The 23,587-nt window shown below is 67.2% G+C and carries 26 protein-coding genes and 3 pseudogenes; 13 read left to right on the top strand and 16 right to left on the bottom strand.

Annotated features, from left to right (window positions below; all coding sequences use genetic code 11):
- Positions 1-18: 18 nt before the first annotated feature.
- Positions 19-276: a metal-sensitive transcriptional regulator gene (locus ACN0TP_RS17565; protein WP_417221127.1), complete on the bottom strand. Its 258-nt coding sequence runs from the start codon at positions 274-276 to the stop codon at positions 19-21.
- A gap of 117 nt (positions 277-393) precedes the next feature.
- Here ACN0TP_RS17565 and ACN0TP_RS17560 point away from each other — a divergent pair, with 117 nt between their 5' ends.
- The 5 genes from ACN0TP_RS17560 to ACN0TP_RS17540 all read left to right on the top strand — a co-directional run bounded on the left by ACN0TP_RS17560 (position 394) and on the right by ACN0TP_RS17540 (position 4,083).
- Positions 394-987, top strand: coding sequence for a rhodanese-like domain-containing protein (locus ACN0TP_RS17560; RefSeq protein ID WP_417221125.1), 594 nt, complete (start codon positions 394-396; stop codon positions 985-987).
- A gap of 49 nt (positions 988-1,036) precedes the next feature.
- Positions 1,037-1,336 carry a rhodanese-like domain-containing protein gene (locus tag ACN0TP_RS17555; RefSeq protein WP_417221124.1) on the top strand — a complete coding sequence of 100 codons (300 nt, stop codon included), beginning with the start codon at positions 1,037-1,039 and terminating at the stop codon, positions 1,334-1,336.
- A 39-nt stretch (positions 1,337-1,375) separates the two neighbouring features.
- The gene (locus tag ACN0TP_RS17550; protein WP_417221122.1) at positions 1,376-2,257 is read left to right on the top strand and encodes a sulfite exporter TauE/SafE family protein; all 882 of its coding nucleotides are present in this window, start codon (positions 1,376-1,378) and stop codon (positions 2,255-2,257) included.
- Positions 2,258-2,285: 28 nt separating this feature from the next.
- Positions 2,286-2,651, top strand: coding sequence for a thioredoxin family protein (locus tag ACN0TP_RS17545; protein ID WP_417221121.1), 366 nt, complete (start codon positions 2,286-2,288; stop codon positions 2,649-2,651).
- A 1,012-nt stretch (positions 2,652-3,663) separates the two neighbouring features.
- Complete coding sequence (locus tag ACN0TP_RS17540; protein WP_417221119.1) at positions 3,664-4,083, top strand: DUF302 domain-containing protein; 420 nt, start codon at positions 3,664-3,666, stop codon at positions 4,081-4,083.
- A 317-nt stretch (positions 4,084-4,400) separates the two neighbouring features.
- On the opposite strand, the gene ctaD is transcribed toward ACN0TP_RS17540, so the two are convergent.
- From ctaD to ACN0TP_RS17500, 8 genes are all read right to left on the bottom strand, one after another.
- The gene (gene ctaD, locus ACN0TP_RS17535) at positions 4,401-6,134 is read right to left on the bottom strand and encodes a cytochrome c oxidase subunit I (RefSeq protein WP_417221117.1); all 1,734 of its coding nucleotides are present in this window, start codon (positions 6,132-6,134) and stop codon (positions 4,401-4,403) included.
- A 183-nt stretch (positions 6,135-6,317) separates the two neighbouring features.
- On the bottom strand, positions 6,318-7,079 hold the full coding sequence (locus tag ACN0TP_RS17530) for a sulfite exporter TauE/SafE family protein (protein ID WP_417221115.1): 762 nt from the start codon (positions 7,077-7,079) through the stop codon (positions 6,318-6,320).
- A gap of 45 nt (positions 7,080-7,124) precedes the next feature.
- Positions 7,125-8,513, bottom strand: coding sequence for an MBL fold metallo-hydrolase (locus ACN0TP_RS17525; RefSeq protein WP_417221114.1), 1,389 nt, complete (start codon positions 8,511-8,513; stop codon positions 7,125-7,127).
- 30 nt (positions 8,514-8,543) lie between these two features.
- Positions 8,544-9,740, bottom strand: a complete 1,197-nt coding sequence (locus ACN0TP_RS17520; RefSeq protein WP_417221112.1) for an FAD-dependent oxidoreductase — start codon at positions 9,738-9,740, stop codon at positions 8,544-8,546.
- Between the two features lie 147 nt (positions 9,741-9,887).
- The gene (locus ACN0TP_RS17515) at positions 9,888-10,625 is read right to left on the bottom strand and encodes a GntR family transcriptional regulator (RefSeq protein ID WP_417221109.1); all 738 of its coding nucleotides are present in this window, start codon (positions 10,623-10,625) and stop codon (positions 9,888-9,890) included.
- Between the two features lie 121 nt (positions 10,626-10,746).
- On the bottom strand, positions 10,747-11,094 hold the full coding sequence (locus tag ACN0TP_RS17510) for a hypothetical protein (protein ID WP_417221107.1): 348 nt from the start codon (positions 11,092-11,094) through the stop codon (positions 10,747-10,749).
- On the bottom strand, positions 11,091-11,975 hold the full coding sequence (locus ACN0TP_RS17505; RefSeq protein WP_417221106.1) for a cytochrome c biogenesis CcdA family protein: 885 nt from the start codon (positions 11,973-11,975) through the stop codon (positions 11,091-11,093). The genes ACN0TP_RS17510 and ACN0TP_RS17505 overlap by 4 nt, the downstream gene beginning before the upstream one ends.
- A 3-nt stretch (positions 11,976-11,978) precedes the next feature.
- Complete coding sequence (locus tag ACN0TP_RS17500; RefSeq protein WP_417221103.1) at positions 11,979-12,746, bottom strand: DsbA family protein; 768 nt, start codon at positions 12,744-12,746, stop codon at positions 11,979-11,981.
- A gap of 117 nt (positions 12,747-12,863) precedes the next feature.
- Between ACN0TP_RS17500 and ACN0TP_RS17495 the strand changes: the two genes are divergently transcribed.
- The 7 genes and pseudogenes from ACN0TP_RS17495 to ACN0TP_RS17465 all read left to right on the top strand — a co-directional run.
- A complete protein-coding gene (locus ACN0TP_RS17495) occupies positions 12,864-13,412 on the top strand; it encodes a hypothetical protein (protein WP_417221101.1) in 549 nt (182 codons plus the stop codon).
- Positions 13,409-13,846, top strand: coding sequence for a BlaI/MecI/CopY family transcriptional regulator (locus tag ACN0TP_RS17490; RefSeq protein WP_417221099.1), 438 nt, complete (start codon positions 13,409-13,411; stop codon positions 13,844-13,846). Before ACN0TP_RS17495 ends, ACN0TP_RS17490 begins: the two co-directional genes overlap by 4 nt.
- Positions 13,847-14,045: 199 nt before the next feature.
- Entirely contained in the window at positions 14,046-14,228 is a 183-nt protein-coding gene (locus ACN0TP_RS17485; protein WP_417221098.1) for a DUF2243 domain-containing protein, read from the top strand.
- Between the two features lie 89 nt (positions 14,229-14,317).
- Positions 14,318-15,231, top strand: a pseudogene (locus ACN0TP_RS17480) (IS256 family transposase); the annotation flags it as partial.
- 199 nt (positions 15,232-15,430) lie between these two features.
- Positions 15,431-16,522, top strand: a complete 1,092-nt coding sequence (locus ACN0TP_RS17475) for a tyrosine-type recombinase/integrase (RefSeq protein WP_417221096.1) — start codon at positions 15,431-15,433, stop codon at positions 16,520-16,522.
- Positions 16,512-16,919: a DUF6262 family protein gene (locus ACN0TP_RS17470; RefSeq protein ID WP_417221093.1), complete on the top strand. Its 408-nt coding sequence runs from the start codon at positions 16,512-16,514 to the stop codon at positions 16,917-16,919. The genes ACN0TP_RS17475 and ACN0TP_RS17470 overlap by 11 nt, the downstream gene beginning before the upstream one ends.
- 131 nt (positions 16,920-17,050) lie before the next feature.
- Positions 17,051-17,287: pseudogene (locus tag ACN0TP_RS17465) on the top strand (transposase); the annotation flags it as partial.
- 371 nt (positions 17,288-17,658) lie between these two features.
- Here the strand turns inward: ACN0TP_RS17465 and ACN0TP_RS17460 are convergent.
- From ACN0TP_RS17460 to ACN0TP_RS17435, 6 genes and pseudogenes are all read right to left on the bottom strand, one after another.
- Positions 17,659-18,069 carry a DUF302 domain-containing protein gene (locus tag ACN0TP_RS17460; RefSeq protein WP_372697348.1) on the bottom strand — a complete coding sequence of 137 codons (411 nt, stop codon included), beginning with the start codon at positions 18,067-18,069 and terminating at the stop codon, positions 17,659-17,661.
- 229 nt (positions 18,070-18,298) lie between these two features.
- A pseudogene (locus ACN0TP_RS17455) lies at positions 18,299-18,826 on the bottom strand (MFS transporter); the annotation flags it as partial.
- A gap of 45 nt (positions 18,827-18,871) precedes the next feature.
- Positions 18,872-19,243 (bottom strand): thioredoxin, encoded by a 372-nt coding sequence (trxA, locus tag ACN0TP_RS17450; protein ID WP_372697347.1) that lies wholly within the window; start codon positions 19,241-19,243, stop codon positions 18,872-18,874.
- Positions 19,244-19,274: 31 nt separating this feature from the next.
- Positions 19,275-20,165, bottom strand: coding sequence for a sulfite exporter TauE/SafE family protein (locus tag ACN0TP_RS17445; RefSeq protein WP_372697346.1), 891 nt, complete (start codon positions 20,163-20,165; stop codon positions 19,275-19,277).
- Positions 20,166-20,225: 60 nt separating this feature from the next.
- Positions 20,226-20,522 carry a rhodanese-like domain-containing protein gene (locus ACN0TP_RS17440; RefSeq protein ID WP_372697345.1) on the bottom strand — a complete coding sequence of 99 codons (297 nt, stop codon included), beginning with the start codon at positions 20,520-20,522 and terminating at the stop codon, positions 20,226-20,228.
- Between the two features lie 130 nt (positions 20,523-20,652).
- Entirely contained in the window at positions 20,653-21,243 is a 591-nt protein-coding gene (locus ACN0TP_RS17435) for a rhodanese-like domain-containing protein (RefSeq protein ID WP_372697344.1), read from the bottom strand.
- A 105-nt stretch (positions 21,244-21,348) separates the two neighbouring features.
- Between ACN0TP_RS17435 and ACN0TP_RS17430 the strand changes: the two genes are divergently transcribed.
- Complete coding sequence (locus ACN0TP_RS17430) at positions 21,349-21,624, top strand: metal-sensitive transcriptional regulator (RefSeq protein WP_417221132.1); 276 nt, start codon at positions 21,349-21,351, stop codon at positions 21,622-21,624.
- 294 nt (positions 21,625-21,918) lie between these two features.
- Here the strand turns inward: ACN0TP_RS17430 and ACN0TP_RS17425 are convergent, their stop codons facing one another.
- Entirely contained in the window at positions 21,919-23,322 is a 1,404-nt protein-coding gene (locus tag ACN0TP_RS17425; protein ID WP_417221092.1) for an MBL fold metallo-hydrolase, read from the bottom strand.
- Positions 23,323-23,587: the final 265 nt, after the last annotated feature.

Genomic DNA, 23,587 nt, shown 5'->3' with positions numbered 1-23,587 from the left:
CCGCCGGATGAGCGGCGATCAGGCCAGGGACAGGAAGAGTTTCTCCAGGTCCTTCTTGTCCATGGAGTTGTCCTCGCTGGCCAGGCACTGCTCCAGCCCGGAGGCGATGATCGCGAAGCCGGCCTTGTCCAGCGCCTTCGAGACTGCCGAAAGCTGCGTCACGACGTCCTTGCAATCCCGCCCCTCCTCCAGCATGCGGGTGACGGCGGCCAGCTGGCCCTGGGCCCGCTTGAGCCGGTTGACGACGGGCTTGAGTTCAGTGGTGTCGAGCTGCATGGGGATTCTCCTGGGGTGACGTGCCGTTGCCTCCAGTATATACCCCTGGGGGTGTTTGCATACCCGGTAGGGTATGTGGGAGGGTGGAGTGGACCGACCCCGACCGAAGGACCACCCTTGGCTTCTGCATCCCCGACCATCACGGACCTCGACGCCGCGACCCTGCGCGAGTGGATCGACCTCCACCAGGATCTCGTCGTCATCGACGTCCGCTCCGCCGCCGAGTTCGAGACCATGCACATCCGCGGCTCCTACAACGTGCCGTTGGCCCTGCTGTCCGAGCACACGGAAGAGCTCGCCGCACGCCTGGGCAACCGCGTGGTGCTGGTCTGTCAATCCGGTGTCCGGGCCGAACAAGCCCGGACCCGCCTGGAAGCAGCGGGCATCGCCACCGCCCTGGTCCTCACCGGCGGGGTCCCGGGCTTCGCCTCCGCCGGCGGCGACGTCGTCCGCGGCGCCCAGCGCTGGGACCTGGAACGCCAAGTGCGCATGGCAGCCGGCTCCCTCGTCGTCGCGGGACTTGTCGCCGGGAAGTTCGTCTCTCCGAAGATGCGCCTCGTCGCCGGCATCATCGGTACCGGCCTGACCTTCTCCGCGGCCACCAATACCTGCGCCATGGGCCAGGCGCTGTCCAAGATGCCCTGGAACAGGAGCGCCTCCGAACCATCCGCACGCGCGGCCATCGACGGGCTCCCGACGCCCACGTCCTGACCAGCAGGGCATCAACGAACCGAAACCCCAACCCAAGGAGCAGAAGACCATGCCCGAGACCACCATCGAGGACACCAATCGACGCCGCGCCACCGACCAGGTCCTGGACGTCCGCGAGGACCTGGAGATCGCCGAGGGGATGATCCCCGGGGCCCTGCACATCCCCATGGGGGACCTCGACGCACGCGTGGGTGAAATCGAGAAGAACCGCCCGGTCATCGTGGTATGCCGCAGCGGAAACCGCAGCGCGCGCGTCGCCGACGCCCTGAACTCCGCGGGCTTCGCGGCGGACACCATGGCCGGGGGCATGGCCGCCTGGCAGCAAGCCGGGCTTCCCACCACCCGCTAGAGGCGCCACCCCCGCCTGCCCAGACAAGGAACCAACTCCATGACCATCACGCTGGCCGTGACACTGCTGCTCTCGGTGTTGATCGGGGTCTCCCTTGGCCTCATGGGCGGCGGGGGATCGATCCTCACCGTCCCGATCCTGGCCTATGTCGCCGGCATGGAACCGCAGCAGGCGATCTCCACGTCCTTGTTCGTCGTGGGTGTGACCTCGCTGTTCAGCGCCGTAAACCACGCACGGAAGGGCCGGGTCAAATGGAAGACCGGGCTGCTCTTCGGTGCCGCCGGCATGGCCGGGGCCTTCGCCGGCGGCACGGTGGGGAACCTCATCCCCGGAACCGTCCTCATGGTGGCCTTTGCCGCCATGATGCTCGCCACCTCGGCCGCCATGATCCGGGGTCGACGTGGAGGCGGCGCGGCCGGCCCGGTCGGGGACATGCCGATTCCGAGGACCCTTGCCGTCGGCATGGCCGTCGGGATGCTGACCGGGCTGGTGGGTGCCGGCGGGGGGTTCCTGATCGTTCCCGCGCTGGCCTTGCTGGGCGGTTTGCCGATGGCCACGGCCGTCGCCACATCGCTGCTGGTCATCGCGATGAACTCCCTGGCCGGTTTCGCCGGGCACCTGACCAGCGTGCAACTCGACTGGCCCCTGGCCCTGGGCGTGACGGCCGCCGCCATCATCGGCTCCCTCGCCGGCGCACGCCTGGCCGGACGCATCCCCGAGACCGCCCTGCGCAAGGGGTTTGGCATCTTCGTGCTCGTCATGGGCGTCCTTGTCCTGGTGCAGGAACCGCCCTCCCCCGCCAACCTCGTCGCCGGCTACACCGCCCTCGTCCTGGCCGGCCTCCTGGCCACATGCCGGTTCGTGATCCCCGTCTGCCCCCTGCGCCGGCCAGCGGCCACCCCGCCCCTGCACCGCCACTGACCATCACACCGCCCACGACAGGAGCCCCATGGCAACCACCCATCTCACCGGAACCGGGTTCGAGAAGAGCATCAACGAACACCCGATCGTCCTGGTCGATTTCTGGGCCGGCTGGTGCGGGCCCTGCCGCGCCTTCGCTCCCACCTACGAGGCGGCCTCCCAGAAACACCCCGATATCGTCTTCGGCAAGGTTGATACCGAAGCCGAGCAGGACCTGGCCGCCGCCGCGGCCATCACGTCCATCCCGACGTTGATGGCCTTCCGCGACGGGCTGCTGGTCTTCAGCCAGCCCGGCGCCCTGCGGGCAGCTGACCTGGAAGAAGTCATCACCGCCGTGAAGGGATTGGACATGGACGGGGTCAGGGCCACACTGGGCAGCCACCGAACGTCCTAGCAGGCAAAGCAGGCCGGAGCTGCCCGAAGCCAACCACCGGCTGGACCGGCCCGCCCTGGGTCTTCGGGCCAACGCCGCCCGGTTCGTCCTGCTCGTGGCCGTGGATGCACTGGTCGGCGGGATGGTTGGACAACAGCAGGCTGTCCTGCCGCTGATGGCCCGAGCGGTCTTCGGCATCTGCGGGGGCATACCACTGCCTTCGCCTATGTGGCGGTCTTCGACATCGCCAATGCCACCCCCACCCGGTTCGCAGGCACCCAGTCGGACCGATAGGGCCGCAGGCCGGTCCTTGCTGCTCGGGTGGCTGTTCGCGATTCCGGTTCCCCACATGCCCATTTGGGCCCGGGACCGGAGCTGGGTGATCGCAGCCAACGTGCTGTGGGGCATCAACCGGGGCCCGGCCTGGTCGACGACGGCCGTGATGAAGATCGACCTGGATGGCCCGGCCCGCCATGCACTGGCCACGGGGCTGAACGAAGCAGTCGGCTACGGCGCCATGGCGGCGGCCTCGATGCTGGCCGGAAGCCCTCGTGCCTGCTGGTGCGAGGAACCCGCGGCCCCGCACTCCTGGATGCCGGACCACTGGCCACTGCCACGGGCCCGGCCCCACGAACCTGCAGATCACGGCCCTGGTCAGCCCGCGGGCATCGGGCTGCCCTTCGCCGCTGGCGGTGGTGGGAGATGCCGCCCAGCCCGTCTGGCGGGCCCGTGCAGTTGCCGCCCATCGCCTCTGGCGGGGCCTCGGCTACACGGCCAGGGCCGTGCTCGGGGCCTCGTCGCGGACGCGCTGGGCATGCGGACCGCCCTCTGGGTCGCTGCAGTCCTCAACGTCGCAACAGCACTGGCCGCATCATGGTGCCTGCGTGAGACACATCCGACACTGTCCCGCCGTTTTCCGCCAACGGCAGGCACAGGGCACGTCGGGGTTCCACGGTACTGCCGTCGCCGGTAGCGTTTGCCACGGACAGCCGGGTCCTCGGCCCCGGAGAAAACCACGATAAGGAGTTCCGCCATGGCCTACACCCACACGACAGTCGTCGCCCTGGAATGGGAGGATGCACTCGAACGAACCCGCGAGGCCCTGTCCGGCCAGGGCTTTGGCGTACTCACGGAAATCGACGTCAAGGCAACGTTCGCCCAGAAGTTGGGCCAGGCTGCCGGCGAGGAGCTCGGGGACTACATCATCCTCGGGGCCTGCAACCCGCAATTGGCCCAGCGCGGCATCGCGGCCGAACCCGGGCTCGGTGCGCTGTTGCCCTGCAACGTCGTCGTCCGCCGCGCGCCGGACGCCGTCGAGACCACGATCGAGGCCATCGATCCCCAGACCATGGTCCAGCTCAGCGCCGGAGACGCCACCCGTGAAGTGGCCGACGATGCCGATGCCCGCCTCCAGGCAGCCCTGCGGGCCATCACCGGTGGCGCAGGGGAATAGCCTTCGGCCGCAAGCCTGGCAACATTCGAGGCCGGGGAGCCATCGGCCGGGGCGGGGAAGGAAACCGAAGGGGAACGGCCCCCGGTAGGCCGATGCCGGCCTCCCCGGCGATCCGGGCTCATCCCCACGTGCTTCCCCGTCGCTTTCCCCAGGCGGTGGCGGGCGCCCGGATGGTCGCCGGCACCGGCCCACCGCCGGCGGCCATCCGGGGGTTCGCCCCGGGCTCGAGCCGTGCGAGGTCCCCGTTCAGCTGTATTGATCCGCACAACGGGATAGGGGCCGGGGCCGGGAGGCACAGTGCCGCCCGTGCTTGCTTTTCAGCCTGAAACCGTTCCTTCTGCGGTGTCCTTCTGGTCTGCGGGCCCAAAGGCCTTCGCCAGGCTTGCGGCCGGTGTGGCGCGGGCCGATAGTTCCGGGTGGTGGAGGTCCAGGGCCGGGCGCTCCGAACGGATACGCGGGATCGAGTGGAAGTTGTGGCGCGGGGGCGGGCAGGAGGTGGCCCACTCCAGCGAGGCGCCAAAGCCCCACGGGTCATCGACCTCGACGCGCTTGGCCGAACGGGCGGTGACCCAGACGTTCCAGAAGAACGGGATCATCGACAGGCCCAGGATGAACGCGAACACGGTGGAGAACTGGTTCATGGTGGTGAAGCCGTCCTCGGGCATGTAGTCCGCGTAACGGCGTGGCATGCCCATGACGCCGAGCCAGTGCTGGATCAGGAAGGTGCCGTGGAAGCCGATGAAGAGCATCCAGAAGTGGATCTTGCCGAGGCGCTCGTTGAGCATCCGGCCGGTCCACTTCGGCCACCAGAAGTAGAAGCCGGCGAACATCGCGAAGACGACGGTGCCGAAGACGGTGTAGTGGAAGTGGGCGACCACGAAGTACGTGTCGGTCACATGGAAGTCCAGGGCGGGAGCCGAAAGGATGATCCCGGTCAGGCCGCCGAAGAGGAACGTCACGAGGAACCCGATGCTCCAGAGCATCGGTGTCTCGAAGGTCAGGGAGCCACGCCACATCGTGCCGATCCAGTTGAAGAACTTCACCCCGGTCGGCACTGCGATGAGCATGGACATGAAGGCGAAGAAGGGCAGGGCGACGGCGCCGGTGGCATACATGTGGTGGGCCCAGACGGTCATCGACAGGGCCGCGATGGCGATGGTGGCCAGGATCAGGCCCTTGTAGCCGAAGATGGGCTTGCGGCTGAAGACCGGGAAGATCTCCGAGACGATGCCGAAGAAGGGCAGCGCGATGATATAGACCTCGGGGTGGCCGAAGAACCAGAAGAGGTGCTCCCACAGGATCGGTCCGCCGGCTTCGGGGTCGTAGATGTGTGCCCCGAACCGGCGGTCCGCGCCCAGGGCGAACAAGGCCGCGGCCAGGGGCGGGAAGGCCATGATGATCAGCAGCGAGGTGACCAGGGCGTTCCAGGTGAAGATGGGCATGCGCCACATCGTCATGCCGGGGGCGCGCAGGCAGATGATGGTGGTGATGAAGTTGACGGCACCGAGGATGGTGCCGAAACCCGACAGGGCCAGGCCGAAGACCCACAGGTCCCCGCCGACGCCGGGGCTGAACGTGGTGTTCGACAGGGGTGCATACCCGGTCCACCCGAAGGATGCCGCACCTTGGGGGGTGATGAACCCGCCGAGCATGATGAGGGTGCCGAACAGGTAGAACCAGTAGGCCAGTGCGTTCAGGCGGGGGAACGCGACATCGGGAGCGCCGATCTGCAGGGGCACTATGACATTGGCGAATCCGGCGAACAGGGGGGTGGCGAAGACCAGGAGCATGATCGTGCCGTGCACGGTGAACAGCTGGTTGTACTGTTCCTTGGTCTGCAGGATCTGCATGCCGGGTTCGAAGAGCTCGGCACGGATCAGCAGCGCCATGATGCCGCCGATGCAGAACATGACGAAGGAGGTGATCAGGTACAGGTACCCGATCTTCTTGTGGTCGGTCGTCGTCAGCCAATCCACGACCAGTGCGCCCTTGGACGGGACCCGTACCGGGGGCATGACCTCTGCAGGACGGACGGGGTTGTCAACGGCCATTGCATACTCCTGTTGTGGCGGAGGCAGGCCGGTGCATGGTTCCGCACCGCCCGTTGGACCTCGATTGTAGGTTTCCCAGGGCCCATCGGCCAGCCTTCAAGGTGGTGCGGCCAACGCCCGGTGGTCCTGGAGCGGGGCGAGGGTGCAACGCGGTCGGCCGACGATGCAGGAGGTGGTGGCGCATCAGGCCGCCAGGGCCATGTAGGCCACATATGCGGCGACGATGAGGACGAGGACCGCGAATCCGCGTTTGAGGACCACATCGGGCAGGTTGCGCCCGAGCCGGCCGGCCAGGAAGGAGGCCGCCATGGCGCAGATGGCGAATGCCCCGGTCACGCCCCAGTCCAGGTCGAGTCTGCCCCAATGGGATGCCAGGCCGCCGATGGAGTTGATGACGATGATGACCAGCGACGTGCCCACCGAACGCGCCATGGTCAGGCCGAGGACCAGCACAAGTGCGGGCACGATCAGGAACCCGCCCCCCACGCCGAGCAGGCCGGTCAGGAAGCCCACGATGGTTCCCGTGGCCAGGGCCTTGGGGAGGTAGCGGCCCCAGCGGATCCTCCCGTCCGGGGTCCGGTCCCGGCCTTCCCTTGGGGTGGTCGGCAGCAGCATGCGGATGCCTGCCAGGACCATGAGCAGCGCGAAGACGAGCAGCAGGATCTTTTGGTCGAGCATCTTGTTCACGGCCGTGCCGGCAAATGCCGTTGCCGCGCCGCTGGCCCCCATGATGAGCGCCAGCGGCCAGTCCACCGCCTTCCGCAGGCGTGGCAGGACCGCGATGGCCGAGGATGAGCCCACGACGAGCAACGAGCTGGGCACGGCCGCGGAAAGCGGCATCCCCACGCCATAGACGAGGGCCGGCACCGCCAGGATGGATCCTCCGCCCCCGACCAGCCCCAGCAGGGCGCCTACGACGAGGCCGAACACGATGGCGGCGATCATGTCGCTGGGCCCGCCGCGGCGGCCGGCCGCGGAAGCGCCGGGGTCCTAGCCGGCATGTTCGGCGGCCCAGGCGGAGTAGCTTCCTTCCAGCTCCACCACTTCGTAGCCCTCATGGCGCAGCGTGCTGGCCACCACGGAACTGCGCACACCGCTTTGGCAGTACGTGACGATGGTCCCCTCCCCGGGGAGGCGGTCGAGGTTCCACAGGACCCGTCCGCCGTGCAGCTGTTCGGATCCGGGGACGTTTCCCGCTTCATGCTCGCCGGTGGCCCGCACGTCGAGCAGCAGGGCCTTCTCGAATGCGGCGACGTCCCCGGGGGCGACGAGTTGCGGCTTGTGCTGCGGGAGCCCCTCGATGGTGGTGGTGTATCCGGCGACGTCGTCGATGCCCACCCGGATCAGATGGTCCCACATCTGCTGGGCCGCTTCGGGCCCATCCGCCAGCAGGACCACCGCACTCGTGCTCCTCTCGGGGTCGATGGCCCAGGCCCCGTAGGTCGCCAGTCCCTTGTCCGCCGGGAGGTTCAACGCCCCGTCCACGGTTCCGGCGTGCACCTGCCCCTGGTCCCTGGTGTCGACGAAGGTGGCCTCACCGGCGGCCAACGCGGCCGCCAGGTCCCCCTGGCCGACCCGCGGCAGGGGACCGCGGGCACCGATGATGGCCGGACCGGCGAGGTTCTGGCGCTTCATGCGGCCGAAATAGGCGGGTGCGTCGGGTTGTCCTTCAAGGAGCTCGTCGATGAACCCCTGTTCATCGGCGGCGGCAAGGTATGGCCCCCACCAGGCGTGGCGCCGCTCGTAGCCGACCGTGGTCGAGGGCAGGGCTCCAAGCGCCTTGCCGCAGGCGCTGCCGGCCCCATGGGCAGGGAAGACCTGCACGTGATCAGGCAGTGTCAGGAACCTGTCGCGGAGGCTGGCGTACATCTGCCTGGCCCCCTCGAAACGCGTGTCCGAGCCGCCGGCGGCCTCGTCGAGCAGGTCCGGACGGCCCAGATCGCCGCAGAAGACGAAGTCGCCGGAGAGCAGGTAGCCCGCCTCGTCGGCGAAGGCCCCGTCGGCCACGAGGAAGGAGAGATGCTCTGGCGTGTGCCCGGGGGTGTGGACGGCGGTGAGGACGATGTTGCCCACCTGGATGTGTTGGCCATCCTGGAGCTGTTCGGCCTCGAAGGCATATAACCAGTCGGGGCCGCCTTCCCCGGAGACATACATGCCCGCCCCGGTCGCGGCGGCGAGTTCACGGGTTCCGGAGAGGTAGTCGGCGTGGACATGGGTTTCGGCCACCGCCACGATCCGCAGTCCGTTGGCCTGCGCGATGTCATGGTAGACGCCGATGTCGCGGCGGGCGTCCACGACCACCCCTTCCCCGGTGGCCTGGCAGCCGATCACATAGCTTGCCTGGGCGAGGTCGTTGTCGTAGATGCGTTCCAAAAGCACGGTGTTCTCCCTACGGTTTCTTGAACGTGGTCAGGCGCGGCCCTTGAGGATGAGGTTCCAGTAGAGGAAGGGCAGTCCATAGCGCTTCAGGAACCACATGTCCCGGCGTTCGCGGGTCGTGTCGATGAGGGGGATGCTGGGGGCCGGTTGCATGCTGTAGTCGAATTCGGCCAGAAGCATGGTGTGCCGGGAGGTGGTCAACGGGCAGGACGCGTAGCCCCCGTACCGGGCGCCGGGCCGGGAGGAATCCATGACCGAGAGCAGGTTCTCCACCAGGACAGGGGCCTGCTTGCGGATCGCCGCCCCGGTCTTGGAATTCGGGCTCGATCCCGCGTCGCCCAGGGCGAAGACGTCGGGATAGCGGGTGTGCTGCATCGTGTGCTTGTCGATTTCGACGTATCCCCGGGGGTCGGCCGGGTCCGACAGGATGCTGTCCTTGAGCCAGTCGGGGGCCGACTGTGGCGGGACGGCATGGAGCATGTCGTATCCCAGGTCCTCTTCCACGCCGGTGCCGTTGTCGCGGATCCTCACCGACTTCGCGGACGGGTCGATCGCCGTGGCCTCGCTGTTCTTGTGGACCTCGATCCCGTAGCGCGCCACCACCTTCTCGAGCTCGTCGGAAAAGGCCTTGACCCCGAACATGCCCGGGGTGGGCAGGACCAGGACGACGCGGATGTCCCCCAGGACACCTTGTTCCCGCCAGTAGTCGGCTGCCAGGTACGCGATCTTCTGCGGGGCCCCGCCGCATTTGATCGGCCCGGAGGGCATGGTGAACACCGCCGTGCCCGAGCGCATCCCCCGGATCAGTTCCCAGGTCTTGGGGGCCAGGTCGAAACGGTAGTTGCTGGAGGCGGAAGGCGATTCCATGGCCTCTGCCAGCCCCGGGAGCGAATCCCAGTCCAGCTGGATGCCGGGGCACACCACGAGGTAGTCATACCCCACGGGGGCGCCGGAGGAGAGCGTGATGGTGTGGGCCACGGGGTCGACCGCCGCCGCCGAATCCCTGATCCACGCGACCCCTTGTGGCATGACAGATGCCTGGGGGCGCACGGACTCGTGCGCGGGCGCCCGCCCGCCCCCAACCAGTGTCCACAGCGGCTGGTAATAATGCTTGTCGCCGGGTTCGATGACGGCGACATCGGCTTGGCCGGCGTTTCGCAGCCGCGCTGCAACACTGAGTCCGGCGTTTCCGCCTCCGATGACCACGATGCGGTGGTGGATGCCCATGTTTTGCTCCAATCTCTTCGGCGTTCGCCCTGTTTCCGGTGACCGGCACCAGCCAGCCGCCGGGCTGCAAGGGGATGCATTCACAACCCAATGTACGTACATTTGGGTCGAAGTGGAACCCCTGGAGGTGCCCGGCGCCGAGGGGCGTCAGGCGCCGGCGGCTGGGTACGATGTCGTTACCGTGAAGCTGTCGCCGCGGATGAGGGTTTCGCGCCATTCAACGGGTTCGCCGGCCGCGCGGCCCAGGCGCTCGATGAAGAACGCGGCCGATCCGGGCGCGCAGTCCAATCTCCTGGATTGCGGTGCATCGGTGGTGATGGCATGCAGGTGTTCGGTTCCGGAACTCAAGGTGATCCCGCATTCGGTCTGCAGCACCTCGTAAAGTGCGGTGTGGCTGAGGTCGGCCTCCAGCACTGGCGCCGCCAGCGACGCCGGCAGCCAGGCGTCGTCGGCGGCGATGACAGTGCTGTCGGCGAACCTCCTGCGGGAGATGAACACCAATTCGGTCCCCGCCGTCAGCCCGAGATGCCCCGCTGCTGCGGGATTGGCGCCAAGGCCGATCGCCTCCACTTCGCTGCGCTGCGCCATCCCCGTCCTCTCGACCGCGGCAAACAGGCTGTAGACCGGCCCGTAGCGGTTTTCGTCGGCGACATCCACCACCAGTGAAGGCCTGCCAGGGCGGGCCGTGACCAGGCCTCCCCGCCGCAGGGGCCCCAGCGCGGCACGGATCGTGGCGCGACTGACGCCATACTCCCTGGCCAGCAGCAACTCGCCGGGAAAACCCTGGGCGAAATCCCCCCGTCCGATGCGTGCCCTCAGGTCATCCTGGACGCGCGTCCACAGGGGGGTTCGCTTCGCCCCCGCCGGGGCCTTGGCCTGGGTCATTAATGCCGCCTTCACCGTGGAGCCATCCTGGAACCGCTGGCACTGCGGTCTTCGGTTTGATGGTATCGCCGACCAGGACGGGCCGTCGCCGATGGTTTCCGCGGCCAGGGCCGGGCCGGGTTCAGATTCTGACGTAGGCCGCGCCCTCGAACTGGGCCTGCGTCAGATGCGATACCGCCGCGGGCACCACCCCCACCCCGGGTTCCAGATCGCGTGGCGACAGGTCGATGGAACGCATACTGTTTGCGCATGCGGATACCACCATCCCGGGGCCGCCCAACAGGCCACGTATCTCCCGGGCGAGACCGCCTCCGGCGCGCAGCTGGGCAACAGCCGGGCCCTGGACGATGATCTCGATCTCCACATCGGGCATCTGCTCGCGGGCATTCAGGGCCACCCGCAAGGCCCCCCGCATGCCCGGTTCCCCGGGGACGGCCGATCCGGCCAGGTGCAGCAGGAGTCTTTTCATCGTTGGCTCGCTTTCATTGGGTTTCGGGATTGCGCCTCGTGGCTCCCGCCACCACACCGGGGGCGGCGGCGTATCACGCGGACCCACCAGGACAACAGGCCAAGGCCCAGCAGGGCCGGCCAGGCCCAGCCGGGGATGGCCGCGTCGATCCGGGCGGTGGCTGCCGATATCTGCTCCATCATCGAGGTGGAGATCATTTCCGGTGCGGTGACCAGGCCGCCGGTGGAGAGCATTACGATTCCGACGACGATGGTCAGGGACCCGGCCAGCAGGTGGTTGGTGTGAAGCCGCAGGGGCCCCACGCGCAGGCTGCGTCCTTTCAGCCATCCCATCTTGAAACCCCCCGTGCGCCGGATGAGGGCGGCGGCCAAAAGGACCGGAATGATCATTCCCAGCGCGTAGCTGGCCAGCAGCATTCCCCCGCCCAGGGCGCTTCCACCGGCAAGGACGAGGGTCAGGATCGCCCCGAGCACGGGGCCGGTGCAGAAACCGGCAACGCCGGCGACGGTCCCCAGCAGCACGGCGCCCGCCACGGAGGCGGACGCACCACCCCGCGCTTGCCGCCGGCGCCAGGGCAGCAACCGGGACAAGTCGAAGCCCCCGCCCAGGACCTGGACCACGCCGAGCGCGACGATGACCCAGGCGGAGATGAGCATCAGGAGGCGCCGGTCCACGGCCAGGAAACCCCCAAGCCAGCCGATCCCCAGGCCCAGGGGCACGAGTGTGGCCAGCATGCCGGCGAGGAACGCCAGTCCCAGCACCCAAAGCCTGCGGGTGGAACTGGCGGCATGGGCAAAGAATGCCGGCAGCAGGAGGGCATTGCAGGGACTGAAAAGCCCCAGCACCCCCCCGGCGAAGGCGAAGACCAATCCGGCCTCCACCGGCTAGCCCGCGCCTTCGGTGGTTTTTTGGAGTTCGGCGTCAATGGCCTGGACGAAGTTCTCCGTGGGCTGGGCACCGACGAAGGGGCTTTGGTTGATCAGGAACACCGGGGTGCTGGCAACCCCAAGTGACCTGGCTTCGTTGATGTTCCGCTCCACTGCGTCCTTGGCTTGCCGCGAGTCCATGTCGGAGAGGAACCGATCCCCGTCCAGGCCCAGGTCCTCGGCCGTTGACTTGAGGTTCGCATCGCCATAAGCCGAGGCAGATGCGATGCTGCCGCCCTTGGCCATGCGCGCGTGGAAGGCCTGGTAGCCACCCTGCATCGCAGCAGCCTGCCCCGCACGCGCGGCCACCAGGGAGGTTTGGCCGAAGACATCCAGGTCACGCCACTCGATGCGCAACTGCCCGCTGTCGACGTACTTGTCCATGAGCTGGGGGAGCGTCCCATCCGTCCACTTCGCGCAATAGGGGCACTGGAAATCCGTATATGCCACCATCACAACGGGCGCATCGACACTGCCGACCGCCGTTTCATCCCCCGGCTCCAACCGGGCGACATCCGTGGGGTCCTTCTCCCCCGCCGGTTCCGTGGGTCCTTGGCTCGTGCCGGCCGGGGCCTGCGCCGCGTCCCCCGGGGACGGGAGCTGCAGGCCGATGAGCAGCCCGATGACCAGGGCAACGGGTATGGGCGCGATCCAGATCCAGGGCACCCCCTGCCCCCGGGCCGTGCGTTGTCCCCCGTCGTGGTGCATGTCTGGCATGTCCTTCATTGGCTGCCTTTCGGTCATGGTGGGCTACTATGATGCATAGTAGCTACTATCCTTGATAGTAGAAGCGGGTGGGGGAATCAAGTTCCCGACCCGGAACCGAAACTCCTGGAGGAACCGATGCGCAAGCCCGATGGCCCACTGCCCGCCGCGCGTCGTCGGCTCGTCCTCTCCATGGCCGCACTCTCCCAGTGGACATGGCGGCAGTGGGCCATCGCGGCCGCCTGGGCGGCCGCGGTGGCCCTGCTCCTGGGATTTGCCACCGTCCTCATCCCGAACGAGGTCTTCAGCCGCGAGATCCCCCCGACACCCTGGAGCTATCCCACGTGGATCACCACCTCGGTGCTGAGCGGAATGCTCATGGCAACCTACGCAAGACCACCTGGCCGGGAAACCCCCGCCGGGCGCCTTGCCGGGCGCGGATCCCGCTGGGGGATCACCGGCGGCTTCCTCGCCTGGTTTGCCATCGGCTGCCCCGTGTGCAATAAGATCGCCCTGTTGGCCCTGGGGTACTCGGGGGCGGTGGCATACTTTGCGCCGTTGCAGCCCTGGCTCGCAGCGGTGGCACTGGTTTCGACCATCATCGCGCTGGCCTACCGCCTGTCGGGTCAAATCGAATGCGCGATGCCCCAACGCCAGGCAGGGCATCTTGAAAGGGTGGACAGGTGAGCGAACCGCAGGACCGTTCTCCGGTGGCAGCCCCGGAAGCCGAAGACCGGCCCGGACTGCCCAGCCCGCCCTTCGGGCCCGGCACACCACCGGGCATGGGCCCCTTGGAAAAAAGGGTCCTGGATGTCCTCTGGCGCACGAAGCGGGCCAATTCGGCCCGGGGTGTGCTCGAAGAGCTCGGAGCCGCAGGCGGACCCCCTCCGGCGTATACGACCATCGCCACGGTCCTGGGGCACCTTGTTGAAAAAGGCCTGGTAACCAGGGCCCGGGTATCGAATGCATGGACCTACGAGGCAGCCCTTTCGGGATGCGAATACTCAGCCGCACAAATGGCGGCGTGCCTGGAGGACACTAACGACCGGCAAAGGTGCCTCTCCAACTTCCTCGGGCTGCTCCGCCCCGAGGACATCTCCCTGCTGAGGGATTTGATCTAAAGCCCACACACCCCATGCGGGCCAGCCCGCCTCCCGGGGGATGAGAATGCGTCGTTGGATCCGGGCGCCCGTGCATAGATCCCGTGCCCGGCTGCGGCAAACCCGTATTGGCAGGTTTCCTTGCAATTGCCAGACCGGCACGAGTACGTTCACGACATGGCCATCCCATGCACCCGCAACCCGGAAGTCGGCTCCTGACATGAGCAGGGCGCAGAACCTCCCCACTAGGGGAAAGGGCACTTCCCGCACCATTACCCTTCCCGGCCTGCTCTTGGGAATTGGCCTGGGCGGATTCGTCGACGGGATCCTGCTGCACCAGATCCTCCAGTGGCACCACATGCTCAGCAGGGTTGCGTCCCCTGGAGTGGTGTATTTTCCCTAGTCAGCGAGTTGCCCGCTTAAAGTAGCGAGCCATCGTGCGATGGTCAGTGAGTACCGATCAAAGAACTCACGGAAAGACACAAACACACGATGGCTCTAGACCAGTCTGCCCTTCTCGAACTCCTCGGACAACTCAAGCTCACCGATGTCCCCGACCGGATCCGCACCGCGACCGAAACCCTGTACCAGCAGCTCATCGAGGCCGAGGCGACCGCGTTCATCGGCGCCGCCCCCTTCGAACGCACCGAGGATCGGAACACGCAGCGCAACGGCTCCCGGCCCAGGACGCTGAGCACCACCGCCGGGGACCTGAACCTGAAAATCCCCAAGCTGCGCAACAGCTCATTCTTTCCGGCCGTGCTCGAACGCCGCCGACGGGTGGACCAGGCCCTCTACGCCGTGGTGATGGAGGCCTACCTGCACGGAGTCTCCACCCGCAAGGTCGATGACCTGGTCCTCTCCGCCCTGGGCTACCCATACGTCTTTCTCGACGCGACCTACTGCGAAGCCCGTGTGGGGCACCGGGTGGTGTCGCAGGCGATCGTGGTCGCCTTCGGCGTTGCCGCAGACGGACGCCGGAGGTCCTGGGCTTCGACGTCGGGGACAGCGAGAACGAGGTGTTCTGGACGTCGTTCCTGCGGTCCCTGAAGACGCGCGGCCTGGGCGGCGTCCTGCTCGTGATCTCCGATGCGCACACGGGTCTGAAGAAGGCCGTTGCGACCGTGTTCCAGGGCGCGGCGTGGCAGCGTTGTAGGGTGCATTTCATGCGGAACGTGCTCTCGATAGTGCCGAAGGGATCCCAGGAGATGGTCGCCTCGATCATCCGCACCGCCTTCGCCCAGCCCGACGCCGAGCACGTGAACTCCCAGTTCGACGAGGTGGTCCGGATGCTGGGCAAGTCCCATCCGAAGGTCGCCGAGATGCTCGGCGACGCACGCCACGACGTGCTCGCGTTCACCGGGTTCCCGAACCGGCATTGGCGCCAGATCTGGAGCACGAATCCCAACGTTATCTCCAGCCCATCCGAACGCGTCTTCGACGTCTGTCACGACGGGGCTGCATGCTATGCGGACCGTGCCAGACGTGGTTATCTCCGGTGTATCCATGACGGAACCAACTGGAGGACCAATGCTGGTGCAACGAGTGATCATTCCCGGATCAAGGGTCGAATCGTGGACGGTGCTCGGGGACGACGACGTCCCGGTGGACGCTATCGAGGCATATCTGGCATTCCTGAGCGCCGTCGATCGGTCACCGAATACCGTCAAGGCCTATGCGCATGATCTGAAGGACTACTTCACGTTCCTCTCCTGCCGCGGCCTTGACTGGCAACGGGTCTGTTTGGAGGACATCGGCCGGTTCGTGGAATGGCTCCGCCTGCCGCCGGCCGGGCGGACGGGAGAGGTCGTCGTGTTGCCCCTGGGCTCCGCGCTAGTCGGGCCCGCGACCATCAACAGGAAGCTCGCCGCGGTTGGCTCCTTCTACCAGCATCAGGCGCGGCACGGGGTTGAGTTGGGGGACTTGCTGGTGACGTGGGCCGCCCCGGGCCGCAGAACGGGGTGGAGGCCCTTCCTGCACCACATCAGCAAGGGGCGCCCGCAACGGCGCCGGGCCATCACGCTCAAGGTCCCCTCCCGGCTGCCCCGCGTGTTGGCGATCGAGGAAGTCCAGCCCATGAGCAGCAGCACCTACCGCGGCGCTCTCTACCGCTGGCTGGAACGCTGCCAGGTTCACGACGAACACGGCGACCCGGCCCACCTGACCCCGCACCAGTGGAGGCACACGCTGGGAACACGACTGATCAACAAGGACGTCCCCCAGGAAGTCGTCCGCCGCATCCTCGACCACGACTCCCCGCAGATGACCGCCCACTACGCCCGCCTCCATGACACCACGATCCGGCGCCACTGGGAGAAAGCCAGGAAGATCGACGTCAGCGGCGCGACCGTCGTACTGGATCCCGAGAGTGTCCTGGCCGAAGCTGCTTGGGCCAAGCAGCGGCTGGGCCGGGCCACTCAGGCGCTACCCAACGGATTCTGCGGTCTCCCGGTTCAGAAGACCTGCCCCCATGCCAACGCCTGCCTGACTTGTCCCATGTTCATCACGACCGCCGAATTCCTGCCCCAGCACCGGGAACACCGCGTCCAGGCCCTCGAGATCATCAGTGCCGCCGAGGCACGGGGACAAACCCGGCTCGTCGAGATGACCCGGCAGGTCGCCGAGAACCTCGAGACCATCATCGTCACCCTCGAAGACGAATCCACCGAACCGGAGGCGACCACCGATGGCGGTTGACAACACAGAGCGCCTCGCGGAGGCCGCACGCAACCGCCACGAACTCGCGCGGTCCAAGACGATCAGGACGCTCAGGGAAATGGAGATCTCCGGCTCTCTTGTCACTTTCGAGGCCGTGGCCCGCCATGCCGAGGTCTCCCGGGCGTTTCTCTACACCCAGCCCGACCTCCGTGCGGAAATAGAACGTCTACGCGAAGCCACCCGGCGCACACCCACACAGCCGGTCCCCGTAGGCCAACGTGCAACGGGTGCGTCGCTGCTGGTCCGATTGCGGTCCGCCAACGAACGGGTCCGCGCACTCACGGACGAAAACACGAAGCTCCGCCGTCAACTAGCCGGTGCACTTGGTGAACGACGAGTCGTTCAGCCGACACGGAACGCGTCACCCGGAAAATGAGGATCACGCTTGGAGAACAAACCACGCACGAAAAACGGTCGAGAACACCTCAGGCAGCAGCGTCGACGACACCGTCCACGACGCAAAAGCCCACGTCAGAAGCAGACAACGTGAGCCGACTGAAGATAACCATGGAGCGGGTCAATAAGGAGATCAAGAGACGAACCGATGTCGTCGGGGTCTTCCCCAACCCCGCGGCCCTGCTGCGGCTTGCCGGCGCGGTCCTGGTGGAGCAGCACGACGAGTGGGAAGCCGGGGACCGCCGCTATCTCTCGGAGACGTCCATGGCCGCTCTCGAGGCGGTGGACACGGTACCGGCCGCGACCGTGGAGGAAGGGATTTTGCTCCCCGAACTCACTACCGCATAATCAGATCACTGACCCGCACGGTGTCGAGGTAAACTCCACCACTCCACGGGACGTGACCGGGATGCGCGGTGCCTCGCCGCTCATGAGAGGTACCGACAATGAAGGGCACTATGGGTCATATTGCATGATAGTGCCCACGAGTTGTGACAGACCAGATGTCAGAAGGCAGCCTCACTCGCCCGCCAGAGCGTGAATGTCGTTGCTGCCGACTTCTGAAAATGACAACAGGACCGGCGCGACATTCCGGGCACGAAAAGAGGCCCCGCGGTTTCCCTGCGGTGCCTCCCGGCAAACGTTCGTTTGATGAGATTTTCAGCGCATGGTTCGCTGGATCGAACGCTCTTTTGGTGCTGGTGCGCCCACGTGGGGGGTCACCTGCTGGTGATGTCTTCGAGTGCGGCTTCGAGGCGGGCATCGGCGTCGTTGGCGACGTCGCGTGTGGCGTCGGTGGAGCTGAGCTGAACCATGGTCTGGGGGTCGATGGACTCGATGGTGGTTTCGGTTGCCCCGGGGGCGCGGCGGACGACGACGTTGCAGGGAAGGAGGGCCCCCAGTTCTGGTTCGGCGGTGATGCCGCGTTGGGCGAGTTGCGGGTTGCAGGCACCGAGGATGATGTAGTCACCGAGCGCATCCCCGTTCTCCTGACCGAGTTTTTGGGTGAATGTGGCCCTGACATCGATCTCTGTCAGGACGCCGAAGCCCTGCTCGGCGAGGGCACTGCGGGTGCGTTCGACGGCTTCGTCCCAGGCGAGGGGGACGGTAATGGTGTGGGTATAGGCCATGTCGGATCTCCTCGGGTACAGGGTTGATGTTGTCCGCCACGCTACTGCTCTGTGTGGCGTGGTGGAACCCATTCGGCGGTCGCGGGGTCGCGTCCGGTGTGTGTTTCGTACATGCGCAGTGCCACAACAACAGCCGATGCCGCGCTGAGGGCGGCGGCGACCCAGACGGCCGCGCGCAGACTGGAGGCGTCGGCGAGCAGGCCTCCGAGAAGCGCGCCGGCGGCGCCGTGGGCGTCGGGCGTAGGTCGTACTGTTCGGCGAGGTAGCCGGCGAACAGGGACGTTGCGGCGATAACCCCGTAGCCCGTGGCTTCGTTCAGGCCCATGGCCAGTCCGCGGCGGTCCGGGCCGACGAGGTCGATCTTCATCACGACCGTCGTGGACCAGGCCAGTCCCTGGTTGATGCCGAGCAGGGCGTTCGCGGCGACCACCTGGCCCCAGCCCGGTGCGAGGATGAGCATGATCGGCACCGGGACGGCGAACAGCCAGCCGGCCAGCAGGACCGGCTTGCGTCCGTAGCGGTCCGAGAGCGTCCCGGCGAATCAGTTCGAGGCAGCCTTGGTGAGGCCGAAGGCGGCCACGTACGCGAAGACGAACGTGTAGCCCGCGAGTGCGAACTCGGACTTCGCGAGCAGTGGCAGCACCGTCTGCTGTCCGATCATGCCGCCGACGAGGGCGTTGACGGCCACCAGCGGGGCGAACTGCGCGGCGTTGGCGCGCAGTCCCAGTGTCGGCAGGCGTGCCGTGGTGGTGTTCATGAGGGGGCTCCAGACGGCGCTGGCGCGGCTAACCGGTTCGGGGAGTCAGGCCTGCTGGGTTCGTTGTGCTTTGAGTTTGGCCCGTACCTCGGTCATGTCCAGTGCCTTGACGCTGGTGATGACTGCCTCGAGGTCGGCGGTACGCAGGGCGCCGGGCTGGCTGAAGACCAGCACGCCGTCGCGGAAGGCCATCAGCGTCGGGATGGAGGTGATGGCGGCGGCGGCGGCGAGGCCCTGCTCTGCTTCGGTGTCGACCTTGCCGAAGAGGATGTCCGGGTGCTGCTTTGAGGCGGTTTCGTAGGTGGGGGCGAACATGCGGCAGGGCCCGCACCAGTTGGCCCAGAAGTCGACGAGGACGATCTCGTTGTTCTCCAGGGTCTGCTCGAAGTTCTGTTCGGTGAGGTTGACGGTGGCCATGGTGTGCTCCTATGGTCCGGTGGTTGGTGGGTTAGGGCGTTTCGGCCGTTCCCGGTGCGGGGGACGGGGGTGTCTTGCGTAGTGGGCAGGCGGGGATGGCGAACCAGCACAGAGCTGCTGCTGCGGCGAGTGCCGCGGCGGTGATGCCGACGAGGAGGTTGGCTGGGGAGGGCAGTTCCTGCATCAGCACGAAGACGCCCATGGCGAGGACGAAGAAGCCGAAGCCCCGGCGCAGGGCCGACTCGGGGATGCGTCCGGCCAGGCGGGCTCCTGCGAGGGAGCCGATGATGGCGGCGGCGGTCACGCCGAGGGTGAGGGGCCAATCCAGGTTTAGGGCGGTCAGGTGTCCGGCGAATCCTGCCATGGAGTTCATCGCGATGACCAGCAGCGACGTGGCAACGGCCGTGGCCATCGGCAGACCGCCGAGCAGGACGAGCGCGGGCACGATCAGGAACCCCCCGCCGGCGCCGACGAGCCCGGTCAGCAGTCCGACGGCCCCGCCGGTCAGAAGGGTTTTTGCCATTGGCATGTCCACGGTTGGATCTGCCGCGCTGGTTGCGCGTCGTCCCCGGATCATGGCCGCGGAGGTGGCCAGCATCATGGCCGCGAAGGCGACCATGAGGACCGTTCCGGGGATGTGGTTGCCCACGGTGCCTCCGGCGAAGGCCCCGGCCATGCCCGCGGAGCCGAAGAGGAGCCCGGTCTTCCATTTCACGCGGCCGTTTCTGGCGTGGTTCCCCGCGCTGGCCAATGAGGTCACGCCGACGACGAACAGGGACATGGTGATTGCCTGTTGTGGTTCGAGCCCGGCGACGTAGGTGAGGATCGGGACGGTGAGGATGGACCCCCCGCCGCCCAGGAGGCCGAGCGAGAGCCCGATCAGTACCGAGAGCAGGAGGATCACTGCGAGCGTGACGGTCATGGTGGTCCTTGTCAGGAAAGGGAGCAGGCGGGAAGCAGGGGGGGCTTGGGGACAGGATGCCTAGGTGGTGGACAGGCCGGCTTGCTGCCAGGCGCTCATGCCCCCGGCCATGGTGTCCGCGGCGAAGCCGGCGGCGTTCAGGGCGTCGGCGACGCGCGCGCTGCGGTTCCCGCTGCGGCACACGACGATGACCGGGCGGTCCTTGTCGATCTCGCCCAGGCGGGCGTTGAGGTCCCCCATGGGGATGTGGAGGGCGCCGGGGATCATGCCGTCGGCGACCTCGAAGTCCTCGCGGACGTCGAGGACCTGGTCGCTGTCCCGGCGGGCCGCGGCCTGCTGGATGTCGATCTCGCTCATGTGTCTTTCCTTCCGGATCATTTGTATTTTTTTGGGGTCGTGGGGCCGTGTGGCAGGGGGATGCCGCACGGCCCCGGTTCATGGGCCAGCCCCGGTGGGCGTCCGGAGGGGGACGATCCCGGGCTGGGTTCTAGTTCCGGGCCGGCAGCTGGTCGATTGCGGTCCGGGCGGTGGGTTCGGCGGCGGTCTTGTTCCAGGGCATCTTGGATAGTGCCTGGCCCATGGCGCAGGTGTTGGTTGCGGCCGAGAAGGTCAGCCCGGTGCCGATGGCGCCGGCGAGCAGGCGCAGCTTCGGGGAGACGAACCTCCCGGCGACGAGGCCGGCGACCACGAGGGAGCCGGCGGCCAGGCGCACCTGTCGTTCGAGGTCCCAGCGCTGGGTGCCGCGGACGACGTCGCCGCCGGCGGAGGCGAAGCCCGGAACGCCGCCGGCCAGGACCAGGGCGGTGCCGATTCCAGCGCCGTCGAGGCGCGTGCGGGCCTGCTCGGCCCGGACGCCGGACTGGCACACCAGCACCACGCGGCTACCCAGGCGCTCGGCGAGCTCGTCGGCGTGCTCGGACAACAGCGCCAGCGGCACGTTGTAGGAGCCACGGATGTGCATGGTCTCGAATTCCGCGGCGGAGCGGACGTCGAGGACGACCAGGTCCTCGTGCTGGTCGATCCATCCGCGCAGGGTCGCGGCGTCTAGGTCGGTTACGGTGGGGGTTGCGGATGCCAAGAGGACCTCTTCCTGTCGAACGAATATGTCCTTAAGAGCCTGCCACATACCCCTGGGGGTATGCAACAAACCCTAGGGGGTATAGAATCGGACAGGAACAAGACCATCCGAGGAGAACCGCCATGCAGCTCGACAGCCACCGAACTCAAGCCCGTCGTCAACCGTCTCAAACGAGCCCAGGGCCAGCTGGCAGCGGTCACCCGCATGCTGGAGGGGGGGAGCGACTGCAAGGATGTCGTGACGCAGCTTTCCGCGGTCTCCAAGGCGCTGGACAAGGCCGGCTTCGCGATCATCGCCTCCGGGCTGGAGCAGTGCCTGGCCAGCGAGGACAACTCGATGGACAAGAAGGACCTGGAAAAGCTCTTCCTGTCCCTGGCCTAAAAGCCACATTCCCGGTTCGGCGGTTCCCGGACACGCAACAGGGCGTCCTGCATCATGCGGGCGCCCTTTTTTCGTCTCCGGTGGGATGCATCCGTGTGCGTGGGTTCCGGCGCGTGCCGGGGGACCGCGCGGCTTCCGCGTGTTCGGCGCTGCAGCGTGGGGGACGGGCCGCGGGGGTCGCATGGGGGGCGCGTGCTTCGGTTGCGAAGTGCCGCAGGCACCAAAGGGACGCCCCGCAGATCGCCGGGGCGTCCCTTTCCTTCCTGCCCGGCCGTCATAGCCGGCCGGGGCGGGTTATGCGTTGGCTGGCTGCGAGGCCTTCCAGTTGGCCCAGGCGGCGTAGCTGCCGTCGAGTTCGACGACGTCGTGCCCTGCCCGGCGCAACGCGCTGGCGGCCACGGAGTTGCGCACACCGCTTTGGCAGTAGGTCACGATCGTGCCCTCGTCGGGCAGCTCGTCCTGGTGCCAGAGCACGCGGCCGGCGCTGAGCTGGCGGGAGCCGGGGATGTGTCCGTCGGCGTGCTCGGTCTTGTTGCGCACGTCCAGCACCAGTGCCGCGTCGAAGTCCTCGAGGTCCTCGGGCTGGATGATCCGCGGGACCGCGGTGGGCAGGCCCTGCAGGTCGGTGACATAGCCGGCGACCTTGTCGATCCCGACCCGGATGAGGTGGTCCCACAACTGCTGGGCCTGCTCCTGGTCCCTGGCGAGCAGCACCAGCGGGCGGTCATCCGTTTCGGGGTCGATGGCCCACGCGCCGAAGCTGGCGACCTTGGTGCCGGCCGGGATGTTCACCGACCGTGCGACGGTGCCCGGGTGGACCTCGTTGTTCGGGCGCGTGTCGACGAAGGTGACCGTGTCGTCGTCGATGTCGCCAGCGACCTGGGCGCTGGGCAGCTCCTGCAGGGCGTCGCGTTCGCCGATGACGGCGGGGCCCTGGCGGTTCTGGCGCTTCATCCGCGAAAAGTACGCGTGGGCATCGGGCTGGCCCTCGAGCAGCTCGTCGATGAATCCCTGCTCGTCGCCTGCTTCCAGGTACTTACCCCACCAGGAGTAGAGGCGTTCGTAGCCGACGGTGGTGGAGGGCAGTGCGCCGAGCGCCTTGCCGCAGGCGCTGCCCGATCCGTGGGCCGGGAAGACCTGGACCAGGTCCGGCAGCGCCAGGAAGCGGTCGCGCAGGCTGGCAAAGAGCTGCTTGGCCCCCTCAAAGCGAGTGTCCACGCCGCCGGCCGCCTCGTCGAGCAGGTCCGGTCGGCCGAGGTCCCCGGCGAAGACGAAGTCCCCGGAGAGCAGGTAGCCGGGCTGGTCGGCAAAGGCCCCATCGGTCACCAGGAACGAAAGATGCTCCGGGGTGTGCCCGGGGGTGTGGATGGCCTTGAGCGTGATGTTGCCGATGGCCAGGGTTCCACCGTCGTGCAGCCGGTTGGCCTCGAAGCCGTACTGCCAGTCCTCCCCGCCTTCCCCGGAAACATGCATCTCCGCTCCGGTGGCCTCAGCCAGCTCGCGGGTCCCGGAAAGGTAGTCCGCGTGGATGTGGGTCTCGGTCACCGCGACGATCTTCATCCCGTTGGCCGCGGCCAGGTCCAGGTAGGGGGCGATGTCACGGCGGGCATCGACCACGATTGCCTCGCCCTTGCGCTGGCAGCCGATGAAGTAGCTCGCCTGGGCCAGGTCCTCGTCATAGATCCGTTCGAGCAGCATGTGATCTCCTTGATGATCGTTTCGACACCCCAGGGGGTATCCGTTCCTGATCAACAAGAATACCTAGGGGGGGTATCCCGCAAGGACCTTCGATAAAATCTGTATACCCGTGGGGGTATGCTGGATTTTGAAGGCGGCAGTACCGCAAGAGCCAAAAGGAATGGGGACGAAAGATGTGCCGAGCAGTCACATGCAGGAAATGTGGCAAGACGACATGGGCCGGGTGCGGCAACCATGTCGAGCAGGTCATGCGCAACGTGCCGAA

Origin of the sequence: Arthrobacter sp. (assembly GCF_048266065.1) — a bacterium.
Lineage (GTDB): Bacteria > Actinomycetota > Actinomycetes > Actinomycetales > Micrococcaceae > Arthrobacter_H.
The sequence above is the reverse complement of the archived record's forward strand: the minus strand, read 5'-3'. Positions and strand labels throughout refer to the sequence as shown.

Excerpts from the sequence above, each read along its gene's own strand:
- ctaD (WP_417221117.1), bottom strand. The coding sequence starts at position 6,134 with ATGGCCGTTGACAACCCCGTCCGTCCTGCAGAGGTCATGCCCCCGGTA.
- ACN0TP_RS17530 (WP_417221115.1), bottom strand. The coding sequence starts at position 7,079 with ATGATCGCCGCCATCGTGTTCGGCCTCGTCGTAGGCGCCCTGCTGGGG.
- ACN0TP_RS17495 (WP_417221101.1), top strand. The coding sequence starts at position 12,864 with ATGCGCAAGCCCGATGGCCCACTGCCCGCCGCGCGTCGTCGGCTCGTC.
- ACN0TP_RS17550 (WP_417221122.1), top strand. The coding sequence starts at position 1,376 with ATGACCATCACGCTGGCCGTGACACTGCTGCTCTCGGTGTTGATCGGG.
- ACN0TP_RS17485 (WP_417221098.1), top strand. The coding sequence starts at position 14,046 with ATGAGCAGGGCGCAGAACCTCCCCACTAGGGGAAAGGGCACTTCCCGC.
- ACN0TP_RS17515 (WP_417221109.1), bottom strand. The coding sequence starts at position 10,625 with ATGACCCAGGCCAAGGCCCCGGCGGGGGCGAAGCGAACCCCCCTGTGG.
- trxA (WP_372697347.1), bottom strand. The coding sequence starts at position 19,243 with ATGGCCACCGTCAACCTCACCGAACAGAACTTCGAGCAGACCCTGGAG.
- ACN0TP_RS17565 (WP_417221127.1), bottom strand. The coding sequence starts at position 276 with ATGCAGCTCGACACCACTGAACTCAAGCCCGTCGTCAACCGGCTCAAG.
- ACN0TP_RS17540 (WP_417221119.1), top strand. The coding sequence starts at position 3,664 with ATGGCCTACACCCACACGACAGTCGTCGCCCTGGAATGGGAGGATGCA.
- ACN0TP_RS17445 (WP_372697346.1), bottom strand. The coding sequence starts at position 20,165 with ATGACCGTCACGCTCGCAGTGATCCTCCTGCTCTCGGTACTGATCGGG.
- ACN0TP_RS17440 (WP_372697345.1), bottom strand. The coding sequence starts at position 20,522 with ATGAGCGAGATCGACATCCAGCAGGCCGCGGCCCGCCGGGACAGCGAC.
- ACN0TP_RS17555 (WP_417221124.1), top strand. The coding sequence starts at position 1,037 with ATGCCCGAGACCACCATCGAGGACACCAATCGACGCCGCGCCACCGAC.
- ACN0TP_RS17545 (WP_417221121.1), top strand. The coding sequence starts at position 2,286 with ATGGCAACCACCCATCTCACCGGAACCGGGTTCGAGAAGAGCATCAAC.
- ACN0TP_RS17500 (WP_417221103.1), bottom strand. The coding sequence starts at position 12,746 with ATGAAGGACATGCCAGACATGCACCACGACGGGGGACAACGCACGGCC.
- ACN0TP_RS17520 (WP_417221112.1), bottom strand. The coding sequence starts at position 9,740 with ATGGGCATCCACCACCGCATCGTGGTCATCGGAGGCGGAAACGCCGGA.
- ACN0TP_RS17510 (WP_417221107.1), bottom strand. The coding sequence starts at position 11,094 with ATGAAAAGACTCCTGCTGCACCTGGCCGGATCGGCCGTCCCCGGGGAA.
- ACN0TP_RS17460 (WP_372697348.1), bottom strand. The coding sequence starts at position 18,069 with ATGGCCTATACCCACACCATTACCGTCCCCCTCGCCTGGGACGAAGCC.
- ACN0TP_RS17425 (WP_417221092.1), bottom strand. The coding sequence starts at position 23,322 with ATGCTGCTCGAACGGATCTATGACGAGGACCTGGCCCAGGCGAGCTAC.
- ACN0TP_RS17470 (WP_417221093.1), top strand. The coding sequence starts at position 16,512 with ATGGCGGTTGACAACACAGAGCGCCTCGCGGAGGCCGCACGCAACCGC.